At 71.5% G+C, this 24,113-nt stretch carries 17 protein-coding genes, 1 pseudogene and 1 riboswitch; of the genes and pseudogenes, 8 read left to right on the forward strand and 10 right to left on the reverse strand.

What is annotated here, in order from left to right:
* The first annotated feature begins 4 nt into the window (after positions 1–4).
* Positions 5–2,038 (forward strand): DNA helicase RecQ, encoded by a 2,034-nt coding sequence (gene recQ, locus ACIBTS_RS29310; protein ID WP_399323315.1) that lies wholly within the window; start codon positions 5–7, stop codon positions 2,036–2,038.
* A gap of 54 nt (positions 2,039–2,092) precedes the next feature.
* Here the strand turns inward: recQ and ACIBTS_RS29315 are convergent.
* From ACIBTS_RS29315 to fahA, 3 genes and pseudogenes are all read right to left on the reverse strand, one after another.
* A pseudogene (locus ACIBTS_RS29315) lies at positions 2,093–2,212 on the reverse strand (GntR family transcriptional regulator); the annotation flags it as partial.
* A gap of 166 nt (positions 2,213–2,378) precedes the next feature.
* Positions 2,379–3,317, reverse strand: a complete 939-nt coding sequence (locus ACIBTS_RS29320) for a M56 family metallopeptidase (RefSeq protein WP_399323317.1) — start codon at positions 3,315–3,317, stop codon at positions 2,379–2,381.
* 343 nt (positions 3,318–3,660) lie between these two features.
* Positions 3,661–4,884 (reverse strand): fumarylacetoacetase, encoded by a 1,224-nt coding sequence (fahA, locus tag ACIBTS_RS29325; protein WP_399323472.1) that lies wholly within the window; start codon positions 4,882–4,884, stop codon positions 3,661–3,663.
* 301 nt (positions 4,885–5,185) lie between these two features.
* Here fahA and ACIBTS_RS29330 point away from each other — a divergent pair, with 301 nt between their 5' ends.
* A complete protein-coding gene (locus ACIBTS_RS29330; RefSeq protein WP_399323319.1) occupies positions 5,186–6,421 on the forward strand; it encodes a DegT/DnrJ/EryC1/StrS family aminotransferase in 1,236 nt (411 codons plus the stop codon).
* 67 nt (positions 6,422–6,488) lie between these two features.
* The gene (locus ACIBTS_RS29335) at positions 6,489–8,846 is read left to right on the forward strand and encodes a lipopolysaccharide biosynthesis protein (RefSeq protein ID WP_399323474.1); all 2,358 of its coding nucleotides are present in this window, start codon (positions 6,489–6,491) and stop codon (positions 8,844–8,846) included.
* Here ACIBTS_RS29335 and ACIBTS_RS29340 read toward each other — a convergent pair.
* The 6 genes from ACIBTS_RS29340 to ACIBTS_RS29365 form a co-directional block, all read right to left on the reverse strand.
* Entirely contained in the window at positions 8,767–9,846 is a 1,080-nt protein-coding gene (locus ACIBTS_RS29340) for a glycoside hydrolase family 26 protein (RefSeq protein ID WP_399323321.1), read from the reverse strand. The genes ACIBTS_RS29335 and ACIBTS_RS29340 overlap by 80 nt on opposite strands.
* 557 nt (positions 9,847–10,403) lie before the next feature.
* Positions 10,404–10,883, reverse strand: coding sequence for a hypothetical protein (locus tag ACIBTS_RS29345; protein ID WP_399323323.1), 480 nt, complete (start codon positions 10,881–10,883; stop codon positions 10,404–10,406).
* Positions 10,884–10,921: 38 nt separating this feature from the next.
* Positions 10,922–12,799: a hypothetical protein gene (locus ACIBTS_RS29350; RefSeq protein ID WP_399323325.1), complete on the reverse strand. Its 1,878-nt coding sequence runs from the start codon at positions 12,797–12,799 to the stop codon at positions 10,922–10,924.
* A gap of 103 nt (positions 12,800–12,902) precedes the next feature.
* On the reverse strand, positions 12,903–13,658 hold the full coding sequence (locus ACIBTS_RS29355; protein WP_399323476.1) for a polysaccharide deacetylase family protein: 756 nt from the start codon (positions 13,656–13,658) through the stop codon (positions 12,903–12,905).
* An 80-nt stretch (positions 13,659–13,738) separates the two neighbouring features.
* A complete protein-coding gene (locus tag ACIBTS_RS29360) occupies positions 13,739–15,175 on the reverse strand; it encodes a glycosyltransferase (RefSeq protein WP_399323327.1) in 1,437 nt (478 codons plus the stop codon).
* 190 nt (positions 15,176–15,365) lie between these two features.
* Positions 15,366–16,430, reverse strand: a complete 1,065-nt coding sequence (locus tag ACIBTS_RS29365; protein WP_399323328.1) for a GNAT family N-acetyltransferase — start codon at positions 16,428–16,430, stop codon at positions 15,366–15,368.
* A gap of 291 nt (positions 16,431–16,721) precedes the next feature.
* Here ACIBTS_RS29365 and ACIBTS_RS29370 point away from each other — a divergent pair, with 291 nt between their 5' ends.
* On the forward strand, positions 16,722–17,555 hold the full coding sequence (locus ACIBTS_RS29370) for an HAD family hydrolase (protein ID WP_319677078.1): 834 nt from the start codon (positions 16,722–16,724) through the stop codon (positions 17,553–17,555).
* Between the two features lie 212 nt (positions 17,556–17,767).
* On the opposite strand, the gene ACIBTS_RS29375 is transcribed toward ACIBTS_RS29370, so the two are convergent.
* The gene (locus tag ACIBTS_RS29375) at positions 17,768–18,250 is read right to left on the reverse strand and encodes a transglycosylase SLT domain-containing protein (RefSeq protein ID WP_319677077.1); all 483 of its coding nucleotides are present in this window, start codon (positions 18,248–18,250) and stop codon (positions 17,768–17,770) included.
* A 3-nt stretch (positions 18,251–18,253) separates the two neighbouring features.
* Positions 18,254–18,455, reverse strand: a riboswitch (cyclic di-AMP (ydaO/yuaA leader).
* A gap of 513 nt (positions 18,456–18,968) precedes the next feature.
* Between ACIBTS_RS29375 and ACIBTS_RS29380 the strand changes: the two genes are divergently transcribed.
* The 4 genes from ACIBTS_RS29380 to ACIBTS_RS29395 all read left to right on the forward strand — a co-directional run bounded on the left by ACIBTS_RS29380 (position 18,969) and on the right by ACIBTS_RS29395 (position 24,089).
* On the forward strand, positions 18,969–19,979 hold the full coding sequence (locus ACIBTS_RS29380) for a polyprenyl synthetase family protein (RefSeq protein WP_319677076.1): 1,011 nt from the start codon (positions 18,969–18,971) through the stop codon (positions 19,977–19,979).
* An 871-nt stretch (positions 19,980–20,850) separates the two neighbouring features.
* A complete protein-coding gene (locus tag ACIBTS_RS29385; protein ID WP_399323331.1) occupies positions 20,851–22,119 on the forward strand; it encodes an outer membrane lipoprotein carrier protein LolA in 1,269 nt (422 codons plus the stop codon).
* 31 nt (positions 22,120–22,150) lie between these two features.
* The gene (locus ACIBTS_RS29390) at positions 22,151–23,158 is read left to right on the forward strand and encodes an ABC transporter ATP-binding protein (protein WP_399323332.1); all 1,008 of its coding nucleotides are present in this window, start codon (positions 22,151–22,153) and stop codon (positions 23,156–23,158) included.
* Positions 23,145–24,089, forward strand: a complete 945-nt coding sequence (locus ACIBTS_RS29395) for an ABC transporter permease (protein WP_399323335.1) — start codon at positions 23,145–23,147, stop codon at positions 24,087–24,089. Before ACIBTS_RS29390 ends, ACIBTS_RS29395 begins: the two co-directional genes overlap by 14 nt.
* The last annotated feature ends 24 nt before the right edge of the window (positions 24,090–24,113 follow it).

Genomic DNA, 24,113 nt, shown 5'->3' on the forward strand with positions numbered 1-24,113 from the left:
GGCGATGGGTGGGACGGGTGGGATCAGCGGGATGACAGGGATCACCGGGACGCCGGGGCGGACCGAGAGCGAGGCGCTGGCCACGCTGCACCGGGTCTTCGGGTACGAGGCCTTCCGCGGCGAGCAGGAAGCGGTCATCGAGCACGTGGTGGCCGGAGGGGACGCGGTCGTCCTCATGCCGACAGGCGGCGGCAAGTCGCTGTGCTACCAGATCCCCGCCCTGGTCAGACCCGGTACGGGCATCGTCGTCTCGCCACTGATCGCACTCATGCAGGACCAGGTGGACGCGTTGCGGGCGCTCGGCGTGCGCGCCGGATTCGTCAACTCAACGCAGGACTTCGACGAGCGGCGCGTCGTCGAGGCCGAGTTCCTCGCCGGCGAGCTGGACCTGCTGTACCTGGCGCCGGAGCGACTGCGCCTGGACTCAACCCTGGACCTCCTCTCACGAGGCAAGATCGCGGTCTTCGCGATCGACGAGGCGCACTGCGTGTCCCAGTGGGGCCACGACTTCCGCCCCGACTACCTCTCCCTCTCCCTGCTCGGCGAGCGCTGGCCGGACGTCCCTCGGATCGCCCTCACGGCGACGGCCACCCGCGCGACGCACGAGGAGATCACCCAGCGGCTGAACATGCCGACGGCCCGCCACTTCGTGGCGAGCTTCGACCGGCCCAACATCCAGTACCGGATCGTGCCCAAGGCCGACCCCAAGAAGCAGTTGCTGAGCTTCCTGCGCGAGGAGCACGCGGGTGACGCGGGCATCGTGTACTGCCTCTCGCGCAACTCCGTGGAGAAGACGGCCGAGTTCCTCTCCCGCAACGGCGTCGAGGCGGTGCCCTACCACGCGGGTCTGGACTCGGGGACGCGCGCGGCACACCAGTCCCGGTTCCTGCGGGAGGAGGGCCTGGTCGTCTGCGCGACCATCGCCTTCGGTATGGGCATCGACAAGCCGGACGTGCGTTTCGTCGCCCACCTCGACCTGCCCAAGTCGATCGAGGGCTACTACCAGGAGACGGGGCGCGGCGGCCGTGACGGACTGCCCTCCACGGCCTGGATGGCGTATGGCCTCAACGACGTCATACAGCAGCGCAAACTGATCCAGTCCGGCGAGGGCGACGAGGCCTTCCGGCGGCGGGCCGCCGCCCACCTGGACTCGATGCTGGCACTGTGCGAGACCGCCCGGTGCCGCCGCGGCCAACTCCTCGCCTACTTCGGCCAGGAACCGGCCCCGGCGGGCTGCGGCAACTGCGACACCTGCCTCGCACCGCCGGAGACCTGGGACGGCACGGTCGCGGCCCAGAAGGTGCTGTCGACCGTGGTGCGACTGCAGCGCGAGCGCGGACAGAAGTTCGGCGCGGTGCAGATCGTCGACATCCTGATGGGCAAGCGCACGGCCAAGGTGATCCAGTTCGACCACGACCAACTGTCGGTGTTCGGCATCGGCGAGGAGCTCACCGAGGGTGAATGGCGGGGCGTCGTACGGCAACTGCTGGCCCAGGGGCTGCTCGCGGTCGAGGGGGAGTACGGCACGCTGGTGCTGACGGAGGCCAGCGGGGCGGTGCTGCGCCGCGAGCGGGACGTGCCGCTGCGCAAGGAACCGAAGAAACCGGCGGCGGCGAAAGCGCCGGGCTCGTCCTCCTCCGGCAGGGGCAAGGCGAAGACGGCCGCGGTCGAGCTGCCCGAGCAACTGCTGCCCGCCTTCGAGGCCCTGCGCGCCTGGCGTGCCGAACAGGCCCGCGAACAGGGCGTTCCCGCGTACGTCATCTTCCACGACGCCACACTCCGGGAGATCGCCACGGTGTGGCCCACGTCGGTGCGACAACTCGGCGGCATCAGCGGCGTCGGCGAGAAGAAGTTGGCGACGTACGGCGAGGGCGTGGTCGCGGTCCTGGCCTCACTGGGCGGTACGCCGGACACCACCGCTCCAGCGCCCGCCGACGGCCCCGCCCCCGGCGCTGCCCCGGCCGCCGAAACGGATCCGGGAGACCCGGACCACTGGCCCGAGATGGACGAGGAGCCGGAGCCCGAGGACTGGATATAGCGAACTGGACCTCGGGACCGGTCGGGGACGGGACATCGGGGACTGGCTGGACGGGCGCAGGAGGTCGGCGAGCTGACGGGCCTGGTCCGCACGCAGCCGACGACGCGCGCGGTGGGCGGCGACGGTGGTCGCGCCCTGCCCGGCGTGGTCACGGATGCGGTCGGTGGGTGCCATGTTTCGAACCATAGCGAGTCGGTAGGAAAAGCGGTGTGTTGCAGGAGTATTGCGCCACCTGCGGGGCCGTCAGGTAAGGCACTGACCAGGGAAAACGGGCGGATCTTGAGCAAGATCTGCCAGGTCGGGATCTGACCGGTCGAGTGCCATGTCGCGCTCTGCCAGGTCAGGACAACGCCGTCAGCCCCGGGGCGAACGTGATCAGCAGGGGCAGTAGGGGGACCAGCGAAGCCACCGTCGTCGTCAGCGCCCGGTGCCTGCGGAGCAGGCGCGGGGGCGGCTGGAGCAGCCGGTCGACCCGCTCGCCCAGGAGACGGTGACTGGAGGCGCAGGACAGGACGCCCCGGTGTTGGTTCAGCTCGATCAGAGCCAGCGCGGTGGTCAGGTGGCCGCAGCGGCGCGACGCCGTGTCGTCGGCGGCGAGTTCGACCAGGCGGTGGGTCTGGTCGCAGAAATGGGAGAACAACGGAATGCGGGGGAATCCGGTGGCAAGGGCGGTCGAGAGGTGGAGCAGCCAGTCGTGGTGGGCGCGGGCATGGCCGCGTTCGTGGGTGAGGACGGCGTCCAGCTGGTGGGAGGTGAGGCGGTGCAGGGCGCCCGTCGTCACGATCAACTGGGGTGGACTGCCGGGCATCCACCAGGCGTCCGGGTACTCGTCCTCCAGGACGAGCAGCGGGCCGCGGGCGGACGGCAGGCCCGCCGGCAGGTCCGGGGCGCGCTCACGCAGGTGCGCCCTGGCCTGGCCGCGGCGTCGGCGCGCCTCGACGAGCTCGCGGGTCAGCATCGCGGTGGTCCAGGCGGCCCCGCAGGCCAGCAGCAAGGTCAGGGCCACGGCCCACACCGGGGCGGCGGAGAGGTCGTACGCCTCGGTGACCGCAGGCGGTGCGGGGGCGAAGACGCGCGCGCGGACTGTGTGGAACACGGCCGCGGCGCCCAGCACCAGTGCTGTCAGGCAGCACAGCAGGACCGTGGCGACCAGGCACTGCCACACCCACAACCCGACCACGGGCTCCCGCTCGGGCCATGCGGAACGGGTGAGTGCGCGCGGCGCCGGCACGGCGGCCGTCAGCGCGACGACGCTCAGCAGGAGCAGGCAGAGGGTCATGCCATGGGCTCCGGATCCTGGTCGGGACGGGGGCGTGCGCCACGTGCGCGCGGGGTGCGTACCGCGTACCCGCGTGCGTGCGGCCTGCCACGGGCGGCGGGCTCGGCGCGAGGACCGTGCCCGCCGCCAGTATGACGGTGGTTACTCCGCGAGTCAGCCCACGAAGAAGCCCCGATTCAGCCCGGGGTGCCCGGCCTCGACCCGAGCCTCGTTCCTGGCCCTGCCACCTGCCCTGTCACCTGCCCTGTCACCTGCCCTGTCACCTGCGCTGCCACCTGCCCTGTCGCCGATCCCGTCCCGCGTCCCATCGCCGGCCCCGGTGTCGGCTGTGTCACGGGTCTCGTCAGCCGTCGCTTCGCCCGGCGACCACCCGCCCGCTCACCTCTCCCAGTCCCACCTGTGCCCCGCCAGGGCCGGGAGCCCACGCCGACAGCGTCACCACGTCGCCGTCCTCCAGGAACGTCCGCTTGCCGTCGGGGAGTTCGAGCGGATCACGGCCGTTCCAGGTCAGTTCGAGGAGAGAGCCGCGCTCGTTCGGGTTCGGGCCGCTGACCGTGCCGGAGCCGTACAGGTCGCCGGTGCGCAGCGAGGCGCCGTTGACCGTGAGGTGGGCGAGTTGCTGGGCGGCCGTCCAGTACATGGTGGAGAACGGCGGACCGGAGATGACGTGACCGTTGAGCGCGACGGAGATACGCAGGTCGTAGCCGGCGGGTTCGGTGGCCGAGTCGTCCAGGTAGGGCAACAGGGGGTGGGTGCGCTCCGGGGGCGAGACCCGCGCCTCGTCCAAGGCCTCCAGCGGGGTGATCCAGGCCGACACCGACGTGGCGAACGACTTGGCGAGGAACGGGCCGAGGGGGACGTACTCCCAGGCCTGGAGATCGCGGGCCGACCAGTCGTTGAGCAGGCACAGACCGAAGACGTGCTCACGGAAGTCGGCCAGTGCGACGGGGCTGCCCTGGGGAGAGGGCACACCCACCACGAATCCGACCTCGGCCTCGATGTCGAGTCGCACGGACGGCCCGAAGACGGGGGCCGGGTCGGCGGGAGCCTTGCGCTGGCCCGAGGGGCGGACGACATCGGTGCCGGAGACCACGACCGTCCCGGCGCGGCCGTGGTAGCCGATCGGCAGGTGCTTCCAGTTGGGCAGTAGGACGTCCCCCGCGTCCGGGCGGAAGATCGCTCCCGCGTTCCGGGCGTGGTGCTCGGAGGAGTAGAAGTCGACGTAGTCGGCGACGTCGAAGGGGAGGTGCAGGGTCACCGCGGAGAGGGGGTGGAAGAGCGGTTCGACGGTGGGGCGGTGGGCGGGGTCGGTCACCCACTCAGTCAGCGCGCCGCGGACCTGCGACCAGGTCGTACGGCCCGCCGCCAGCAACGGATCGAGGGTCGGCGCCGCGAGCAGGCCGGCGTGCGGCGAGCCGAGCGCGCGCGCCGCCGCGCCCGCGTCGAGGACGTGGTCGCCGAGCCGGACGCCGACGGACCGCTCCGCGGAGCCCGCAAGGGAGAACACACCGTAGGGGAGGTTGTGCGGGCCGAAGGGATCGCCCTCGGGAAGGTCGAAGGGGGGCATCGGGTTCTGCCTCTCTTTCGTGCGCTCTTTGGTGCTCGCCATGTCGTGCTCGCCGGACTCCGAGCGGGTGTCGCGCGGTTGCGCCGAGCCGCGCCACACGTTACGGCCGACCTCACGGAAGTGACACGGGGGCGGGACCGGCGAGGCGCATCGGCCGACAGCGCTGCGCATCCGGTCGCTTACCGAATGTCGCCCATGGACAGGTCCGCAATCTTGACGGAGCGGTGCGAAAGGGGACACTCTGAGCGGGTGCTGGAAGGCCTCGGGGAGGGGGCCTTCGCCTGGCACACCTGGGGGGCGAATGGCCATAGGGGAGGCCGGCCTCGGGTCGGTGCGGCGTGGCTCACGGCCGAAACGGCTGGAAGCGACCATGCGCGACAGACTCGGCCGGGAATGCGTGTACGTGCCGTCGTGCAGATTCGGGCTGTTCGTGGCCTTGCGCCACTGGTGCCCGCCCGGCGGACGCGTGCTGATGTCGCCGGTCAACGACGACGTGATCTTCTTCGTTCTGCTCGCGGCCGGACTCAGGCCGGTGCAGGCGCCGTTGAACCCACTGGACGCGTCGATCGACGTCGATGGCGTGCCCGACGAGGTGTGGCGCTCCCTGTCCGGCGTGCTCACGACGAATCTGTACGGCAACCCGGACGACAGCATGCGCCTGCGGGAGAAGTGCGACGCGCTGGGCATCCCGTTGTTCGAGGACGCGGCCCACGCGATCGGCAGCGAAGTGGCCGGGCGACCGGTCGGGGCCTGGGGCGACGCCTCCGTTTTCAGCCTGTCCAAGCATGTCGGCGCCAAGGCCGGCGGTTTCCTGGCCTGTGCCGACCCGGGGCTGCGCGAGGCCCTGGAGAAGACCTGCGAGGACCTGCTGCTGCCGGGGCGGTTCACGGCGGAACTCGCCTACACCGTCCGACCGTACGCGGAGGCGACCGTGCGCGGGCTGCGGCTGCGGCGGGCCGCCTGGGCCACGATGCGGCTGCTCGGGCTGATGGAACGGGAGGAGATCCGGATGCCACTGCGCCCGACCGAGCTGGCCCGCGCCGTCGACACGGCGCCGGACCTCGCCGCGCACGACTCCTGGATCCGCGTCGACATGCACGACTACCGGCTGCGGTCAGGACCGCTGAGGACGGGCCGCATCGGCCGCAGGCTCGACCGCCTGGACGAGGTGCTGGCCGCCTGCCGGGCGGGCACGGAACTGCTGCTGTCCACACCATGGGCGCAGCCCGCGGCGCCCCGCGCCGACCGGGTCCAACCCCTTTTCCGGGTCCCCTTGTTCGTCGCCGACCGGGATGCCGCGAGGGTGGCGCTCGCGGGGCGCGGCATCGTCGTGGGGTACCTCTATGACCCGCCCCTGGACGACTACGCGGGTGCCCCGTTCACCGACCCGTCGCCCGATCCCGCGGGGGCCCGCTGGTTCGCCCGGCATGCGCTGCCCGTGGATCCGCTGCGGGCCCGGCAGGTCGTCGAGGTGCTGCAGGACTCCGGCGTACGGCCGGCCGAGGTGCCGGGAGGGCTGGAGCCGACCCGTGGCTGAGACGCAGGCGGAAATCCAGGTACCCGAACCCTCGGCGCCGTCAGCCGGAACGGAGCCGACCGGCCCGATGCCGGCCGACAGCACCCGCGGCTCCGACTCCCTGTTCAGGAACGCCTACTTCCTGATGCTCAGCACGGGCGTATCCGCCGTGCTGGGACTGGGCTTCTGGCTGGTGGCAGCCCGTTACTACTCGGAGGAGGCCGTCGGGCAGGGCTCGGCCGCCATCGCGGCGATGCGGCTGCTCGCCAGCGTCACGGCGACCACGATGATCGGTGCCGTCGTCCGCTTCGTGCCGCGCGCCGGGCGGGCGACGGGCTCGCTGGTGTGGCGGGCGTACGCCGCCAGTTCGGTGGTCGTCGCCGTCGCCGCGTTCGTGTTCCTGCTCACCCTCGACCTGTGGGGGGCGACGTACGCGCCGCTCGGCACGGCAGCCGCGGGGGCGACGTTCGTCGTCGCCTGCGTGGCGTGGGCCCTGCTCACGCTCCAGGACGGGGTGCTCACCGGGCTGCGCCGGTCGGGGTGGGTGCCCGTCGGCAACGCGGTGTTCTCCGTCGGCAAGCTGATCCTGCTGGTGGTCTTCGCGACCGCGCTGCCGGTGCTCGGCATCTTCGTGTCCTGGGCCGTCGCCATCGCGTTCTCGACCCTGCCGCTGGGCTGGTTGATCTTCCGCCGGCTGATCCCGCGCCAGGCCGCAGCCGACCGGGACCTGGAGCCCCCCGGGCTGCGGGAGATGGGCCGCTTCCTGGCCGGGGACTCGCTGGGCGCGCTGTTCAGCCTGGCGATGATCAACCTGCTGCCGGTCATGGTCGCCGTCCGCTTCAGCGCGGCGGAGAACGGCTATTTCTACGTGGCGTACACCGTCGGCGGCACGATGGAGTTCATGGCCATCAACATGGCCTCCTCCCTCACCGCGCACGCCTCGCACGACCCGCGCCGTCTCGCCGACGGAGTGCGCGGGGCGCTGCGTCGGATGACGTTGCTGCTGGTGCCGGTGGTGCTGGTGCTGGTGCTGTTCGCCCCGCAGATCCTGATGCCGTTCAACGAGGACTACGCCGAACACGGCACCACCGTGCTGCGGCTGCTGGCCGCGGGCGCGCTGCCCAGGGTCGTGGTGGAGCTGTACATCGGCGTGCTGCGGGTGCAGGGCCGTACCGGCGTGCTCGCCGCGCTCCAGGGTGCCATGTGCACGCTCGTGCTGGGCAGCGCGGCCGTGCTGTTCGCCCCGGCCGGGATCGCGGGCGCGGGCTGGGCGGTGCTGCTCAGCATGACCCTGATCGCCGTCGTCTCCGCCGTGGGCCTGCGCTCCGCGCTGCGCCGGCACCACCTGCCCACCGGCCGGTCCGCCGCCGCCTCGGCCTACGGCACTCGCTGGGCGCGGCTGAACGCCACCGCCGGGTACGGCACGAACTGGGCGCGCCGGGCGGCGTACGAGCGGGAGGGCATCGACGAGGACACGGTCACCCTGTTCATAGGGCGTCCCGGGTATGAACGCGAGGCGTTGCAGGCGGACACCCTCGCGCTCATCGTGCGGCCGCACGAGTCCGACGGGGACACGGAGAGCGAGCGGGGCGAAGCTAGTAGGGGGAGCAAGGAGAGCAGTAGGGGGAGTCAGGGGCGTAGGGAGAATGGTGGGCTGGAGGAGTGGGATGAGGCCGGCCGGAAGGGTGTGACGGCCCGGTCCTCGTCGGCCGGTGCCCGGTCTTTGTCGGCCCGCGCCCGGGAGCGGTGGGGTGGGGGCGCCCTGTGGGGTCTGCTCGGTGTGGCCACCGTGGCCTACTGGGCGGCGCTGCGCGACCTGCCGTGGTTCGACGGGCCGTCCGCCGATGTGCTGACCGGGCGTCAGCTGCTGGCGGCACTGCCGCTCACAGCGCTCGTCGCGGGGGGACTGGTGCTGGTGGTGTTCGTCGGCTCGGTGACGCTGCGCGCCGCGAGAGACACATGGCTGCCGGGGGCGGCACTGGCGTCCGCCCTGCTCGCCCTGTACGCCGTACCTGTCGCGTTCGGCTGGGAACCGGCGCCGGTCGGTGGGGCCTTGTACGAGAGCGCGGCCCGTTTCCTCGCCGACGGGGTGGGGCTCGACGGCCCCGAGCCGCTGTTGCGGTGGGCGCCGCCGGTCGGGCAGGTCCTGTGCCTCATACCGCTGTGGCTGCTGCTGGCCCGCGCGGGGCGGCGGCTGACATGGCCGGGCCGCTGGGGGGTCCTCTACCTCATGGCGCTGGGCGGCTGGGTGTGGCGGCAGGAGCTCGCGTCCACAGCCCTGCCCCTGTTCGTCGTACTCGCCTTCGCCGCACTCTTCCTGTCGCTCCGTGAGAAAGAAAGAGGGACACAGACCCGACGAACGGGCGTCAGCGCGGCGGCACGGGCTGGTGGAAGTAGCCGTTCTTCCCCGCCTCGCGGTAACCCTGGAGACCCGGACCCTCGTTGACGGTCAGATCGCACGCGGCCTGCTCGGAGGTCGGCCGGTTCCAGTGCACCAGGGCCTTCACCTCGGGGAGCTGCTTCACGGCGGCGGGGATCTGCGTGTACCAGTCGCGCTGGCGCTGCGGGGCGCCGGCGTCGGGGGCAGTCGCGAACTCCGCGAGCATCACGGGCTTGTCGTCGCTGATGTTCGCGCGCAGCCACTCGTAGCTGGGCCGTTGGCTGCGCAGGAAGTCCTTCCAGTCGGTGGTGCCATGGCACTGGTAGTAGTTGTACTGGTCCATGGCGATCCAGTCGACGTACTCGTCGCCGGGGTAGAGCGCCTTCATGTCGGCCGCGCTGCCGAGGTAGCCGGAGACGGTCCACACCCACACGACGTTGTCGGCGCCCAGTTGCCGGAACCGTTCGCGCAGGTGGCGGTAGGCCGCGATGAACTCCTTCGGAGTGCCGGCACCTTCCTTGATGCGGGCGTCGGTCTCCTGGTCGAAGGAGAAGAAGACGCGCTTGCCGTAGGCCTTGATGCGCCGGATCTGCGGATCGAGGATCTTCTCGTCGAGTTTTCCGGAGGCGATGTTCTTCCAGCCGAGCTGGGTCTCCGTCCAGTTCTCGTGGTGCGGCTCGGTCCAGACTGTGGACTCCCAGGCCAGCATCAGCAGCCGGTCCTTGCCGAGTTCCTGTTCGTCGGGGGTGAGCAGCTCGCCGTCGAGCTTGGTGCCCGACATGTCGTGGTAGTTGTAGACGAGGTCCAGCTTGCGGCCGATCCTCTTCTCGAAGCCGAGCACGGCGTCCTTGAGCGAGCCGTTCCCGGCGTACGGCACGGCGGCGCCCCACCACGCGCCGCAGGGCGGGATCAGCGCGTCCGTGGGGGCGCAGGGGCCGGTGGGCAGCTCGCCCGAAGCCGCGTTCTCGGGCACGGCGTCATCGGCGGACTCCGAGTCCTCGGAGCGGCCGACCCAGACGCCGAGCCCCGCGAGCAACGCGGCCACCGCCACCAGCACCACGGCCATGTAGGCGCGCCTCGCACCCCCCGTGTCCCCTCTCAAACCCCGCCCTGAACCACCACCCGAACCGCCCCCCACAACACCCCCGGCACCCCCGGCACCCCCGGCACCCCTCCCCGCACCCCTCGTCACGACATCCCCCGCGGCGTCCCCCACGCCGCTCCCCGTGGCGTCCCCCGGGGTGCTCTCCAATTCGCCCCTCGCGGCATTGCCCGTGCCGCTCCCCGTGCCGCTCCCCGTGCCGCTCCCCGTGCCGCTCCCCGTGCCGAGCCTCGTGGCGTCCTTCGGGGTGTTTTCCGTGCTGCTCTTCGTGGTGCCGCCTGCGGCGTCCCCCGGGGTGCGCTCCGGGCTGCTCCCCATGGCGCTCGCCGTGCCGCTTCCCACGGCACCCTCCTTCTCGCTACCCCTGCCCCGCCCCCTGCCCCGCCCCCTGACGGGCCTCGTGCCGACCCTCGCGGCGTCCTCCGTTTCGTCCCTCATGGTGTTGCTCCCCGTGGTGCTCGCCTTGTCCGGCCTTGGTGGCTTGGGTGGCTTGGGTGGCTTGCGTGGGCGGTGGCGGCCGGTCATGTGTTGCTGCTGCCGGAGGGCCTGCGTTTGATCTTGGTGCGTTCCAGGGCGCCGCGCCGTGCGGCCGGCAGTGGTAGCCCCGGGAGGGCGGCGACGACTGTCGTGAAGCCGGCGAGCGAGACGAGGAAGACGGTCATCGAGAAGCCCTTCACCAGGAACAGGGAGGTGGCGGTGAGTACGCCGAGCGAGAGGCTGATGGGCGCGGCGAGTGCGACGGCCTCCAGCCTGGCGCCGGAGGCCAGTGCCCCCGGCTGCGGATACAGCGCCGCACAGCCCGGGCCGAACAGGACGAAGAGCAGTACCGGGATCCAGCGCAGCGGAGAGTGACCGGGCACGGTGGTGGCGGCCAGGGCCAGCCAGCCCGAGGCCGCGACGAGGAGTCTGAGGTGGGTCGGGGTGATCCTGGTGGCGTCCGTGGCGTCCGTGGCGTCCGTGGCGTCCGTGGCGTCCGTGGCGTCTTCGGTGTTGTCCGTCAATTCGATCACCTTGTGGTCGGTCGGCGGCCATCGGTCGGTCATCGGGCGGCCGGGCGGTACTCCAGCACGACGCCGTAGGGATGGCTCTCGATGGTCCGGAAGCGGGGCGAGGCGGTCAGTTTCGATCGCAGGGTCTCGAAGCCGCCGGGCGGTAGCAGGCCCTCGCCGGAGGCGTAGATGTCCTGGGTGCGGGTGAGGACGACGTACGCCTTCGCGCCCGGCGGGATGCCGGCGGCGAGGTAGGACGCCGGGTCCTTCAGCATCTTCTCGTTCTCGGGCAGCGCCTGCTCGGCGAAGAACCAGTGTTCGAGGCGGTCGTAGTGGCGGAGTGCCTGCGGGAAGGAGCCGCTGGTGGCGAGGATCAGCGAGCCGTCGGGGGCGTCGTCCAGAGCCCTGGTGACGAGCGCGGTCTCCTCGGGCGGCGTGTAGAACATCTTCTCCTTGCCGTAGTACGACGGCAGGAAGCCGGCCAGCAGCATCAGCAGCACGGTCGGCAGGGCGACGGCCGCGGTCCGCCGCCGCAGCGTCTTCGCCCTGCTGCGGTGGGTCCCCGCGACGGCCGGCACGAGCGCGGCGGCGGCGAAGAAGGCCGCGCCGGGCAGGGCGAACAGATAGACGCGGAAGAGCATTTCGCCGCCGTAGTCGTTGACGGCGAACAGTGGCACCGGGGCGACGGAGACCAGCAGCAGCGGCAGCGCGCTGCGCGTCAGCCGGCGCCGCAGCACGACGGCGGTCCCGGCGAGGACGGCGATCGCCAACACCATCACGATGTTGGCCGTGCCCGCGAGTTCGGGGCCGGGGCCGGTGAGCTGTCCCGCGTAGCCCGCGCGGGAGTTCTCGGTCAGTTCCCCGATCGACTTCCTGACGGTGGCGAGGGTCTCGACGAACAGCGGCCGCCCCATGGTCAGGTCCCAGGTGAGCATCAGCAGCGCGGCGACGATCAGCAACCCGTAGTTGCGGTAGCGGCGGGTGAAGCTGAGCGCGAGCAGACAGATGGTGAGCATCACCGGGGTGAGCTGGTGCGTGGCGTTGATGGCGGCGATCAGCGGGGCCAGGATCACCACGCAGACCGCGCGCTGCCTGCTCCCGGTGGGCGGCGGGACGGGGGCGGCGACGGGGTCGAGGTAGGTACGGTCCCGTAGTCGTCCGGCCGAGCCGGGGCGTACGAAGTGTCGCAGCACCACCGCGAGGACCGTCAGATGCAACAGGTAGGCGAGGGCCTGTGGGGCGAAGTAGTCCTGGCCGACCCAGTTGGCGAGCTGGAAGATCCACACGCCGGTCCAGATCAGCCGCCAGTCCTCGCAGAAGGTGCGGTAGATCAGGACGAGCACCGGCATCATGAGCAGGCCGAAGACGATCGGCGCCCAGTTGGCGTACGTGGCGGCGCTCTGCACGCCGAACGCCCGCACCAGGCCCGCGTTGAGCGTGAAGAAGCCCGGCCACTGGTCGTAGGCGGACATATTGCCCGACAGTGCGGCGCCCGGCCGCAGCTCACCGTTGGCGAGCAGCGTGTTGACGATGGCGTCGTGCTTGGAGGCCCACGGGTAGCGCACCGCGTCGTACAGCACCGCCGGCGGCGCCTTCAGCGCGAACAGCAGTGCGGCGCAGTGCGCGGCCGGCCACCAGGGTGCGGTGCCCGCGCGCCGCAGACTGAGTACGAAGCCCGCGGTGAGGACCAGCAACGAGGCGTAGTAGGTGATCGGGAGACGGTCCAGCAGGCCGTAGTCGCCCATCTCCCGGAAGCCGATGCGGGGCAGCGCGTATACCCACAGCCCGGCGGCGAGCAGCAGGGTCACCAGCGCGGCGTCCGGCGGGCGGCGCGGGATCCGCCAGGGTCTGCGCTCGCCGCCGGCGGCCCGGACAAGGGTGGGTAGCTCGCTGCTCTCGCTGGTCGGTACAGGCACATGTTGCTGCACGCTGAGGCTCCCCTCCCCCAGGTCAACTATAGGAATTTCGTCTGCTTTTCACACCAAAATCGTCGAACCTTCCGGCGGACCGGCCGGTTCCTGGCACCCCGTTTCAGCCTGCGAAAACGGGCCCCCGAACGACGGCCCGGGCCCGGCGGTACCACCGCCAGCCGACCGTCCTCGGTCCGTCCCGATACGGGGCCACTCGGGCGCCGGAACCCGCCAGCCAGCCCTCGACGTCGGCGACGGTGTGGCCGCGACGCACGATGAGCCGGGCGATGCGGTAGGGCTCGTCTCGGTCCGAACTGAGCGCGTGCCGCACGGCGGTGGCCGTCTCGTAGCCCGCGGCGGCGGCCGCCCGCCGCACCCGGCCGCTGTTGTAGCCGTGCGGATAGGCGAGGTGGCGGACCTGATGGCCGAGGGTGTCCTCCAACACCGAGCGGGACGCCCGCAGTTCGTGCGCGAGCGCGTTGGGCGCGAGGGTGTCCAGCTGGGCGTGGGCGACCGTGTGGCTGCCGATCTCCATGCCGTACTGCTCCAGCCGGGCCGCCTCGTCCAGCGTCATCATCGGGGCGGGCGGCAGCAGACTGCGCCCGCCCGCCGTGATGGCGCCGGTGGTGAGGTACGCGGTGGCGGACAGCCCGCGCCCGGCCAGCGCCTCGGCGGTCGCACCGGGCAGGTCGGCGAAACCGTCGTCGAAGGTGAGCAGCACCGGCCGGGACGGCAGCGGCGCGCGTCCGGCGAGATGGTCGGCGAGCGCGCTGATCGTGACGGGCGTGCGACCGCTGTCGACGACGGCGGCCAAGTGCTCGCCGAACTGTTTCGGGCTCACGGTGAACTCGGCGATCCAGTCGGGCGGATCCTCCATCACGGCGTGGTACAGGAACACGGGGATGCTGCCGTCTGCGGGCACCGGGACGCCGCCGCCTCTGTGTGCGGACGCCGCCGTCATCGCGCGGCCCCCCGCTGCCGCAACCGCTGCCGCAGTGCGCGTCGGGCCCGCAGGTAGCCCAGCGGTCCGTAGAGCATTCCGCGCCTCTGGAGCCGGGACAGCCGCCCGGGCCAGGCGTGCGTCCGATCGTCATGCCCACCGGGCGCGCCCCTCGCACGCCGGGGCCCGCCCCCCGCGCTCCCCGGCACGTCCGCCCCCGATCGCGCCCCCGATCGACTCCCCGAATCGCCCCCCGAATGACCCCCCGATTGAGCCCCCGCTTCCGACCCCGGTTCCGGCCCGGACGCCGCCTCGCGGCTCGCCGTCAGTGAGCGTGCGTATGCCAGTCCCCGGGGCAGCCGGGCCAGGAACGCCGGGAGCAGACCGGGCCGGTTGACGAGGATCGCCGTGAGGTAGGCGGTGAGGCCGGCGCCGTAGCCGTAGGCCTGGGTCTCCAGGTCCTGCCAGGTCTCCCGGTGGCGGTGCCAGACCAGGGCCTGCGGGGTGTAGTGCAGCCGGTGGCCCTCGGCGAGGACACGGACGAACCCGTAGAGGTCGTCGCCGCCCCGCGCGAGCGTGCCCGCGCCCGTCGCCGGGTCGAAGCCGCCGACCGCCCGCAGTACTTCCGTACGGAAGGCCATGCTGGCGCCGGAGCCGAAGCGGCCCGCGGTGAAGGGGAACAGCGGCTCGTCGGCGGGCGGCTCGTACGGGTCGTAGGTGCGGGCCGTGAAGCCCTTGGCGAAGCCGCCATGGCCCTCCAGGAGGACCTGGGCGGGCGTGCGCAGCCGGGCCGGGAGGATCAGGCCGGTGGCGCAGCCGAGGCGGGGGTCGGCGGTGAACGGCGCGGTGAGTTCCGTGAGCCAGCGCGGGTCCGCCACGACATCGTCGTCCGTGAAGGCGATCACCTCGCCGTGCGCGGCCTCGACGCCCTTGTTGTGCGCGACGGCGAGACCGGGCGCAGGCTCGGTCACGTACCGCACGCGCTCGGCGTACTTGTGGGTCACCAGGTCCCGGGTCGCGTCTGTCACGGGCGCGTTGTCGACGACGATGATCTCGAAGTCCGGGTGGTCCTGGGCGAGGAGCGAGTCGAGGGCGTGGGCGAGCAGTCCGGCGCGTTCGCGGGTGGCGATGACGACGGTGGTGAACGGGACGGACTTCGGGCCGGACAGTCTTGCGGGACCCGGCGCCATGTGCTCACGGGCGGCCAGGTCCACGAGGACCGCCTTCGGATCGGCGCCCTCCGGTACCTGCCCGAGGAGCGTCCCGACCGGCCGCCCACCCCGCCTGACCAGCACGAACACCAGACCGTGGATCACAGGCGGGCTGCCCGGACCGGGTCTGAGCGCGCCACCGTCGTCCAGTTCGAGCTCGGCGATCTGCACCGGCCGGATGCCGAGAAACCTCTCGATCTCCAGCCGCACGATCTCCTGCTGCGCACCTCTTGCGCGGGACATGAACCCCCCTTGTCTCATGACCGCCCCTGACAATCGCCCGCCACGCCTGGCGATCCCCGACCGCCCCTGACAATCTCCGACTGCCCTCGACCCGTCCCCGACTGTCTCTGACCGTCACTCGTGTGCCCGTGTGCCCGTGTGCCCGTGAGCCGTGTGCACGTGAGCCGTGCGACCGTCCCCCGTGTGATCGTCACGCGCCGCGTAGGCGGCCCGCGCTCTTCAAGGTTCGGGCGGCCGCCGCGGCGAGCCTCGGCCGGTTGCGTACGAAGTGGTGTGCGCGGCGCGACGGTTCACGGCTGAGCCAGTGGAGCGCGGCGCCCACCCCCGGACGCGTCCACGCGCCCTCGAACACGGGGATCTCCCCGGTCTTCAACGAGTCCTTGTACTCTGCCGCGCCCCGCCCCAGGTCGAGCAGGCCGATGCCCTCGGCGGCAGCCGACTCCGCCATCCGCAGATGCAGCACCAGGCCCGGCGAGAACTTCGCGAACTCCGGATCGTACGACGGGAACCAGCAGGCCAGGACCGTCGAGGAACGCAGTCCGAAGTGCGCGGCGAGCGGCCGCTCACCGGCGTAGAGGACGGACAGCGTGCCGGAGCACTCCGGCGCGCGCGTCTCGGCGAGCGCGTCCACCAGCCGGGTGATCCACTCCTGGGCGAACCGGTCCCGGCGGCCGGTCCTGCGGTACTGCGCCGACTTCCATGCCATGAGCGTGCGCAGCGCGGCCGGGTCGCGTTCGTCGAACACGAACCGCAGCTCCCCGACCTGACGGCCGAGCCTGCGCTCCTTGGCGAGCGTCGTCTTCAGGAACTTCGGCGACTGGGACCGCAGTACGGACTCGTAGGTCTCGTAACCCTTTTCGACGTCGATGACGTAGGCGGCGTACTCCTCGGCCGCGTGCGGGACGAACAGCCCCTGTGCCGCCTCCAGGTTGTCGAAGGCGAAGCTCGACAGGGAGCACGCCCGCATCAGTTCGGCGGCGTTCAGCCCGAGACCCGGGGCCAGCACCGCGCCCTGCGCGTCCGAGACGCCGTACGCGAGGGCCTGACCCTGGCCGAGCCGGCCCCGCTCATAGGGGAGGAAGCCGACCGGCTCACGCCCCTCGTACACCACCGCCACGCGCGCGCGTGGCCGCACGAGGCCCACGGCGTCGGTGAACTCCGGTTCCATGAAGGGGTTTCGCGGAAGCGCCGACGCGGCACGCAGCGCGCGCCACCGCTCCCTGTCCCCCTCGCCGAGGTCTTCCGGCCTCAGCACACGAATGCGCCCACTGCTCAACCTGACCCCCCGATCAAGTCCCCCCTGGACACCTGGACGGTACCGCTCCACCCGGGCGTCGCGGTAGGTAGCGTCCCATCTTGTTGCCAACCGGTACAGAGGCCTTTAACCGTCCGCTACCCGGCGATGCGCCAGAAAGCCGTTTCTTTGTGCCCGGCCTCAGCCAGTTCCGCACCAGTAGACAAAGGGGAGTTGGCAGAACCGGACAGGACCTGGTCGTCGTCCGGCTCGCGTCGAACCAGGGGGGTGCGGCATCCGTATTCTCTGATCATGGCCGCACCCACCGCATACGCCGAGCGCACCCCGTACTCCGCGTACTCCCTCATCGCCACCGACCTGGACGGAACGCTGCTGCGCGGCGACGACACGTTCTCCGACCGGTCCCTCGACGCGCTCGCGCGGGTGGCCGCCGCCGGCGCACGCCACCTGGTGGTCACAGGACGCCCCGCGCCCCGCGTACGCCCCCTGTTCGACCGGCTGCACAGCAGGGGGCTCGCGGTGTGCGGACAGGGCGCGCAGTTGTACGACGCCGGCGCGGACCGTCTGCTGTGGTCGGTCACCCTGGACCGGGAGCTGGCCGAGACCGCGCTCGGCAAGATCGAGGCGGAGGTGGGGCAGCTGTACGCGGCCGTCGACCAGGACGGCGTGGACGGGCTGACGCTCATCGAGCCGGGCTACCGGATGCCGCACCCGACGCTGCCCGCCCTGCGTGTCGACCGGCGCGACGATCTGTGGTGCGAGCCGATCAGCAAGGTGCTGCTGCGCCATCCCACCCTGTCCGACGACGAGTTGGCGGCGACGGCCCGCGCGGCGGTCGGCTCGCTCGCCACGGTCACCATGTCGGGACCCGGCACGGTCGAGCTCCAGCCCTGCGGGATCACCAAGGCGACGGGCCTGGCCCTGGCCGCCGAACACCTGGGCCTGCGGCCCGAGGACACCGTCGCCTTCGGGGACATGCCCAACGACATCCCGATGTTCGACTGGGCCGCGCGCGGAGTCGCGATGGCCAACGCCCACCCCGAACTCAAGGCGGTGGCCGACGAGGTGACGACGTCGAACGAGGACGACGGCGTGGCCGTCGTCCTCGAAAGACTGTTCCCGTAGGGCCCGCGGACCCGTGGACCTCGCAGACCCGTAGACCCCGCAGGCCAATGAACCCCACAGACGCGTAGGACCTGCAGACCTGCAGACCTGCAGACCTGCAGACCTGCAGAGCCTGCAGAGCCTGCAGAGCCTGCAGAGCCTGTAGGGCCTGTAGGGCCTGTAGGGCCTGTAGGACCCGTAGGCCCCTGGGCTGGGGTTCCTACGGAGATCTGTCAGTACGCGCCGAACACGTTGTCGATCGAGCCGTAACGGGCGGCCGCGTAGTTGCAGGCGGCGGTGATGTTGGCGACCGGTTCGTAGGAGTCCCAGGAGGTGCCTGCGACGTGATAGGCGCGGAAGGTCGGGTCGATGACCTGAAGCAGGCCCTTGGACGGGATGCCCGCGGCCGCGTTGGAGTCCCAGAGGTTGATGGCGTAGGGGTTGCCGGAGGACTCGCGGATGACGTTGCGGTAGATGCCGTTGTACGTCCCCGGGATGCCGTGCTGGGCCATGACGTGGAGGGAGGCGCGGATCCAGCCGTCGAGGTTGTTGGCGTACCCGAGGCTGGTGGCGGTGGCGACGGTCGGGGTCGCCGCGGAGGCGCCGGTCGCGCCGAGGAGCGGAAGGGCGAGCACGGCCGCGCCGGTGGCGGCGACGGTGAGCGTGCGGACGAGACGGTTACGACGGGTGCGGCGCGGCTGAGCGGCAGCGGGCATGACGAATTTCCTCTCCGGCGCCTGCGAGGTGAGCTGTCGGGTTCGGGCAGGAGTTGCCCGGTCGCGTTCTGACGGGCGCGACTTCACCCCGAGCCGTACCGATATGTCTGAGACATCCGGCCCGGCGACTTACCTGGTTCCCCCGCTCCTGCCGTGCGTTCTAGGTGGGTGTACGGGCGGCGGCAGGATTCGGCGTTCCGCCCGACAGGCCGGGAACGTATGCGAGAGCACATGTCCGAAACAAGTAGCAGATTCATAGATCACCCATATTGACCTTGGTCTGTGGCCTATGGGGCGCTTGATCCTTTGTGAGTGCAAAGCCTCAACTTGCTTGGAGATGTGGAGAATCCGTGAACGGTCGGATCGGGCGGGGCTGGGCGGGTTCGACGGGGGGAGTGAGTCAAGTCACCAGCGTCCACAAGTGCGGCGAATCGGGCATTAAATCCCAAGTCGGTGACGGTGGGGAGGGGGTGGAGATGGCGACTCCGGCGTCGATGGCGTTGCCGGGCGGAAGTCCTTACTTCCGGCTAACTCTACAAATATCAGTTCATATATTTGAATCAGGAACATATCGGGCGTGATCCGATACCGCCTGGCCTGTAACCGTGGGGGCTATCGGTGATCGAAACGTGACCGGATACGCTGACTTGAGTGATGGCAGAGACCTATCGACAAACCGCGTAATCGCCAGTAGACACCAGCAGACAGGAGACCCCTCGTGACCGTCGTCGGGCCGTTCGGGCTGAGCGTGCGGGACCAGGCTCTGGAAGCCGATGTCCAGGCCGGATTGGCGGCTGTCGAGGAAGGCTTGCTCGAGGCCACCAAGAGTGAGGTTCCGTTCATCACGGAGGCCGCCCAGCATCTCGTGCGGGCGGGCGGGAAGCGGTTCCGGCCGCTGCTCGTGGTGCTCGCGTCGCAGTTCGGGGACCCGTACGCGCCGGGCATCGTGCCGTCGGCCGTGGTCGTGGAGCTGACTCACCTGGCTACGCTGTACCACGACGACGTGATGGACGAGGCCGCCGTGCGCCGCGGGGTGCCCAGCGCGAACGCCCGCTGGGGGAACTCCGTCGCCGTCCTCACGGGCGACTTCCTCTTCGCGCGCGCCTCCCACATCCTGGCCGACCTCGGACCGGAGGCGGTGCGGGTACAGGCCGAGGCGTTCGAGCGGCTGGTCACCGGGCAGATCCTGGAGACGGCCGGTCCTACCGACGGACGGGACCCGGTCGAGCACTACCTCGACGTGCTCGGCGGCAAGACGGGCTCGCTGGTGGCGGTGGCCTGCCGGTTCGGGGCAATGATGTCGGGCGCCGACGAGACGGTCGTCGACGTGCTCACGCAGTACGGCGAGCGGCTGGGCGTCGCCTTCCAGCTGGCCGACGACGTCCTGGACATCGCGTCCGACTCGCACGAGTCGGGCAAGACGCCGGGGACGGATCTTCGTGAGGGCGTTCCCACGCTGCCCGTGCTACGGCTGCGAGAGCGGGCGGCGCGCCTGTCGCTGCCCGAGGACATCGCCCTGTGCGAGCTGCTGGACTCCGACCTGAGCGACGACGCCCGGCTCGCCGAGGCCCTGGAGGCGCTCCGCGTGCACCCCGCGCTGGAGCAGGCCCGCCGGGACACCGTGCGGTACGCCAAGGACGCGCGGTCCGCGCTCGCGCCACTGCGGGAGTGCGGCGCGAAGGCGGCGCTGATGGAACTGTGCGACGCGGTGGTCCACCGAGCCGGCTGACCCCTCCGCCCCGCCGCTAGCACCCACCTCCGGCCCGGCACGCCGCCCCGCCGCTAGCACCCGCCTGCGGCCCGGCACGCCGCCTGCGGTCCGGCGCCGTTCCGGTCCGGTACCCCGTTCCGGTCCGGCACCCCGCTTCGGCCCGGCGATCGCCTCCGGTTCGGCACCCCCCGTCCGGTTCAGCACCCCCCGTCCGGTTCAGCACCCCCCGTCCGGTTCAGCACCCCCCGTCCGGTTCGGCACCCCCTGCGATCCGGCGACCTCTCCGGTGCCGCACCCTCCTCCGGTCCGGCACCCGCGCAGGTCCGGCGATCGCCTCCGGCCCGGCCCCCTCTCAGGTGCCGCACTCCGCTTCGGCCCGGCACCCCTCAGGCCCGGCACCCCTCAGGGCCCGCACCCCCTCAGGGCCCGCACCCCCTCAGGGCCCGCACCCCCTCAGACCCCGCGCACCCCCCCCACGCCGCTCGCCCCTCACCCCGGCCCCCACGCCCCTCGCCCCCCTCACCCCTCGCCCCTCGCCCCGCACCCCCCACACCGCTCGCCCCTCGCCCCGCCCCCCCCGCACCACTCGTCCTCACCGCGAGCCCCGCGACCCTTCCTCGCCTGCACCCTCCAACCCCTGTGTCCCTAGGGGAAGGTGTCGTCTTCCGGAGGGACCCCTACGGGTCGGTTGGCCTTTCCTTGCTTTCGTGTCATACCGCAGGCGTACGCGGAGTTGAGCCCTCGGGTTGACGTTTTCGGGTGGGCGATTTGGTCAGATGGGGACTACGAGAAAACACCACTCCTCACCGATTCGGGTGAGAATGGCGGCTTGGGTGGGGCGTTCAGCGTGAGATGACCAGCCGCCGCCGACGACGGAGGTAAGGCACACATGGCACCGAAGGCATCCGACGACACCCTGACCGGCGGGGAGCCGAACAGCGGGGAGGCCGACGACCTGCGCGCCGGCCGGCGCAAGGCCGTGCGGTACGTCGTCCCGGTCACCGTGATCGGTGTCGCCGCGGCGACGATCGGGCTGGTCCCGGCACTCGCCGACTCCGGCGACCCCGACCTGCCGAAGATCACCGCACAGCAACTCCTCGACAAGATCGCCGCATCGGACGTCCAGCAGCTGTCCGGCACGGTGAAGATCACCACCGATCTCGGACTGCCCGACCTCGGCGGGCTGGAGAGCGGTCTGCTTTCCGGGGCCGCCCAGCAGGGTGGTGACGGTTCGTCCGCCGACCCGTCCACCAAGCTCACCGAACTCGCGTCCGGCACGCACACCCTGCGCGTCGCCGCCGACGGCCCGGACCGGCAGAAGCTCTCGCTGTTGGAGAAGGCCGCCGAATACAGCGTCATCCACAACGGCAAGGACGTGTGGGGGTACGACAGCGCCTCCAACGAGGTCTACCACTCCACCGTCGACGAGAGCTCCGGCAAGGCGGACACCCCTGTTCCGGCCACCCCCAAGGACCTCACCGAGGACGCCCTGAAGGCGGTCGACGACACGACGTCCGTGACCGTCGACGGCACCGTCCAGGTCGCCGGGCGCGACGCCTACAAGCTGCTGGTCAAGCCGAAGCAGTCCGGTTCCACGGTGGGCGCGATCAGCGTGGCCGTGGACGCGAAGACGGGCCTGCCGCTGAAGTTCACGCTGACCCCGGCGAGCGGCGGCGCCGCCGTCGTGGACGCGGGCTTCACCCAGGTCACCTTCGCCAAGCCGGCCGCCTCCACCTTCGACTTCACCACCCCCAAGGGCGCGAAGGTCACCGAGGGCGACAAGGCCGAGAAGGGCGACGGCGGAGGCAAGTGGGGCGACGAGGGCGCGACGCGGACGGCTCCGGGGCACTCCGGCAGGCTCGACGACGACCTCGCCAAGGACCTCGGCGGCCCCGCCGGTCTCAACGTCCTCGGTGAGGGCTGGACCTCCGTCGCCACCTTCGACACCGGCGGCCAGGGCATGCCCTCGGGCTCGGAGGCCGGCGGCGCCCTCGGTGGCTTCCTCGGCTCCTTCGGAGACAAGGTGAGCGGTAAGTTCGGCTCCGGCACGGTCTTCTCCACCCGCCTGATCAACGCCCTGATGACCGACGACGGCAAGGTCTACGTCGGCGCGGTCACCAAGGACGCCCTGGTGAAGGCGGCTAACGCGGGGAAGTAGGCAGCGACCGGGCGGGGTGTGAGGGGAGCCGATGACGCAGTCCACGGGTGGTGCCGCGGGTCGTGCCACAGGTGGTGCCGAGGTTGGTGCCGCGGGCGAAGGCGACGCCGTCATCCACACCCGCGCCCTCACCAAGCGCTACCGCGGCGGACAGCTCGCCGTCGACGGTCTCGATCTGACCGTCCCGGCGGGCAGCGTCTTCGGCTTCCTCGGTCCCAACGGCTCGGGCAAGACAACCACCATCCGCATGCTGATGGGGCTCATCGAGCCCACGGCCGGCGCGGCCCGCGTCCTGGGGCACCCCATGCCGCGGGCCGCCCGCGCCGTTCTGCCCCACGTCGGGGCGCTCATCGAGGGCCCCGCCCTCTACGGCTTCCTCTCCGGCCGCGACAACCTGCTCCGCTACGACGCCGCCGACCCGACCGCCGACCCGCGCACCCGGCGTACGCGGGTCACGGCGACGCTGGAGCGGGTCGGGCTGACGGCCGCCGCCGGCAAGAAGGCGAAGGCGTACTCGCTCGGCATGAAGCAGCGCCTGGGCCTTGCCGCCGCCCTGCTCCAGCCCCGCCGCCTGCTCGTCCTCGACGAGCCGACCAACGGCCTGGACCCCCAGGGCATGCGGGAGATCCGTTCGCTGATCCGGGAGCTGGCCGCGGAGGGCACGACCGTCTTCCTCTCCTCCCACCTCCTCGACGAGATCGAGCAGGTGTGCACGCACGCGGCGGTGATGGCGCAGGGCCGGCTGCTCGCACAGGGCTCGGTGGCGGACCTCGCGGCGGGGACCCGCGGCCGGCTGGTCGTGACGACCCCGGACCCGGCGGACGCGGCCCGGGTGCTGAAGGAGCAGGGCGTGGGCGACGTCGTCGTCGCCGAGGACCGGGTGAGCGCGGAGGCTCCGCCCGCGGAGCGCGAGCTCGCCGACCTGAACGCCGCGTTGGTGACGGCGGGCGTCCGCGTTCGCGGCTTCGCCGTCGAACGGGCCTCCCTGGAGGACGCGTTCGTGGCGCTCACGGGGGAGGGCTTCGATGTCGCGGGCTGAAGCGGAAGTGAGTAGGACCCGGAGCGGGACTCCCCGCGAGGACTCCTCGTCGACCCGCACCAGGTCCTGGACCAGGTCCTGGACCTGGACCTGGACTTTCGGACTCCTGCGCAGCGAGTTGCTGACCACCTTCCGGCGCTGGCGCACCCTCGCGCTGCTGGCCGTGCTCGCGGCCGTGCCGGTCCTGGTCGGGATCGCCGTGAAGATCGAGACGAGCGACGGCTCGTCCGCCGGTCCCGGTGGCGGCGGTGGAGGCGGCGGCCCGGCGTTCATCTCGCAGGTCACCAACAACGGCCTGTTCCTGGTCTTCACCGCGCTGGCCGTGACACTGCCGTTCTTCCTGCCGATGGCGATCGGTGTGATCGCGGGCGACGCGATCGCCGGAGAGGCGAACTCGGGCACGCTGCGCTACCTCCTGGTCGCCCCCGCCGGCCGCACCCGCCTCCTCCTGGCCAAGTACGCGACCGTCATGATCTTCTGCCTGGCGGCCACGCTCGTGGTCGCGCTGTCGGCACTGACGGTCGGTGCGCTGCTCTTCCCGCTCGGCGACCTGACGACGATCTCCGGCACCCGGATCGGCTTCGGCGACGGTCTGCTGCGTGCGCTGCTGATGGCCCTGGTCGTCGCCGTGTCCCTGATCGGCGTGGCGGCGCTCGGACTGTTCGTCTCCACGCTGACGAGCAGCGGCATCGCGGCGATGGCGACGACCGTGGGCCTGCTGATCACGATCCAGATCCTCGACCAGATCCCCCAGCTGCACGCGCTCCAGCCGTACTTCTTCTCGCACTACTGGCTGTCCTTCGCCGACCTCATGCGCGAGCCGGTCTACTGGGACGAGCTCCAGAAGAACCTCGGCCTGCAGGCCCTGTACGCGGCGGTCTTCGGTTCGGCGGCCTGGGCGCGCTTCACGACGAAGGACGTCACCGCCTGACGAGGCGCTGCCGGCCGAGGCCCA

This window comes from Streptomyces sp. NPDC050121 (assembly GCF_044460385.1).
Taxonomy (GTDB): domain Bacteria; phylum Actinomycetota; class Actinomycetes; order Streptomycetales; family Streptomycetaceae; genus Streptomyces; species Streptomyces soliscabiei.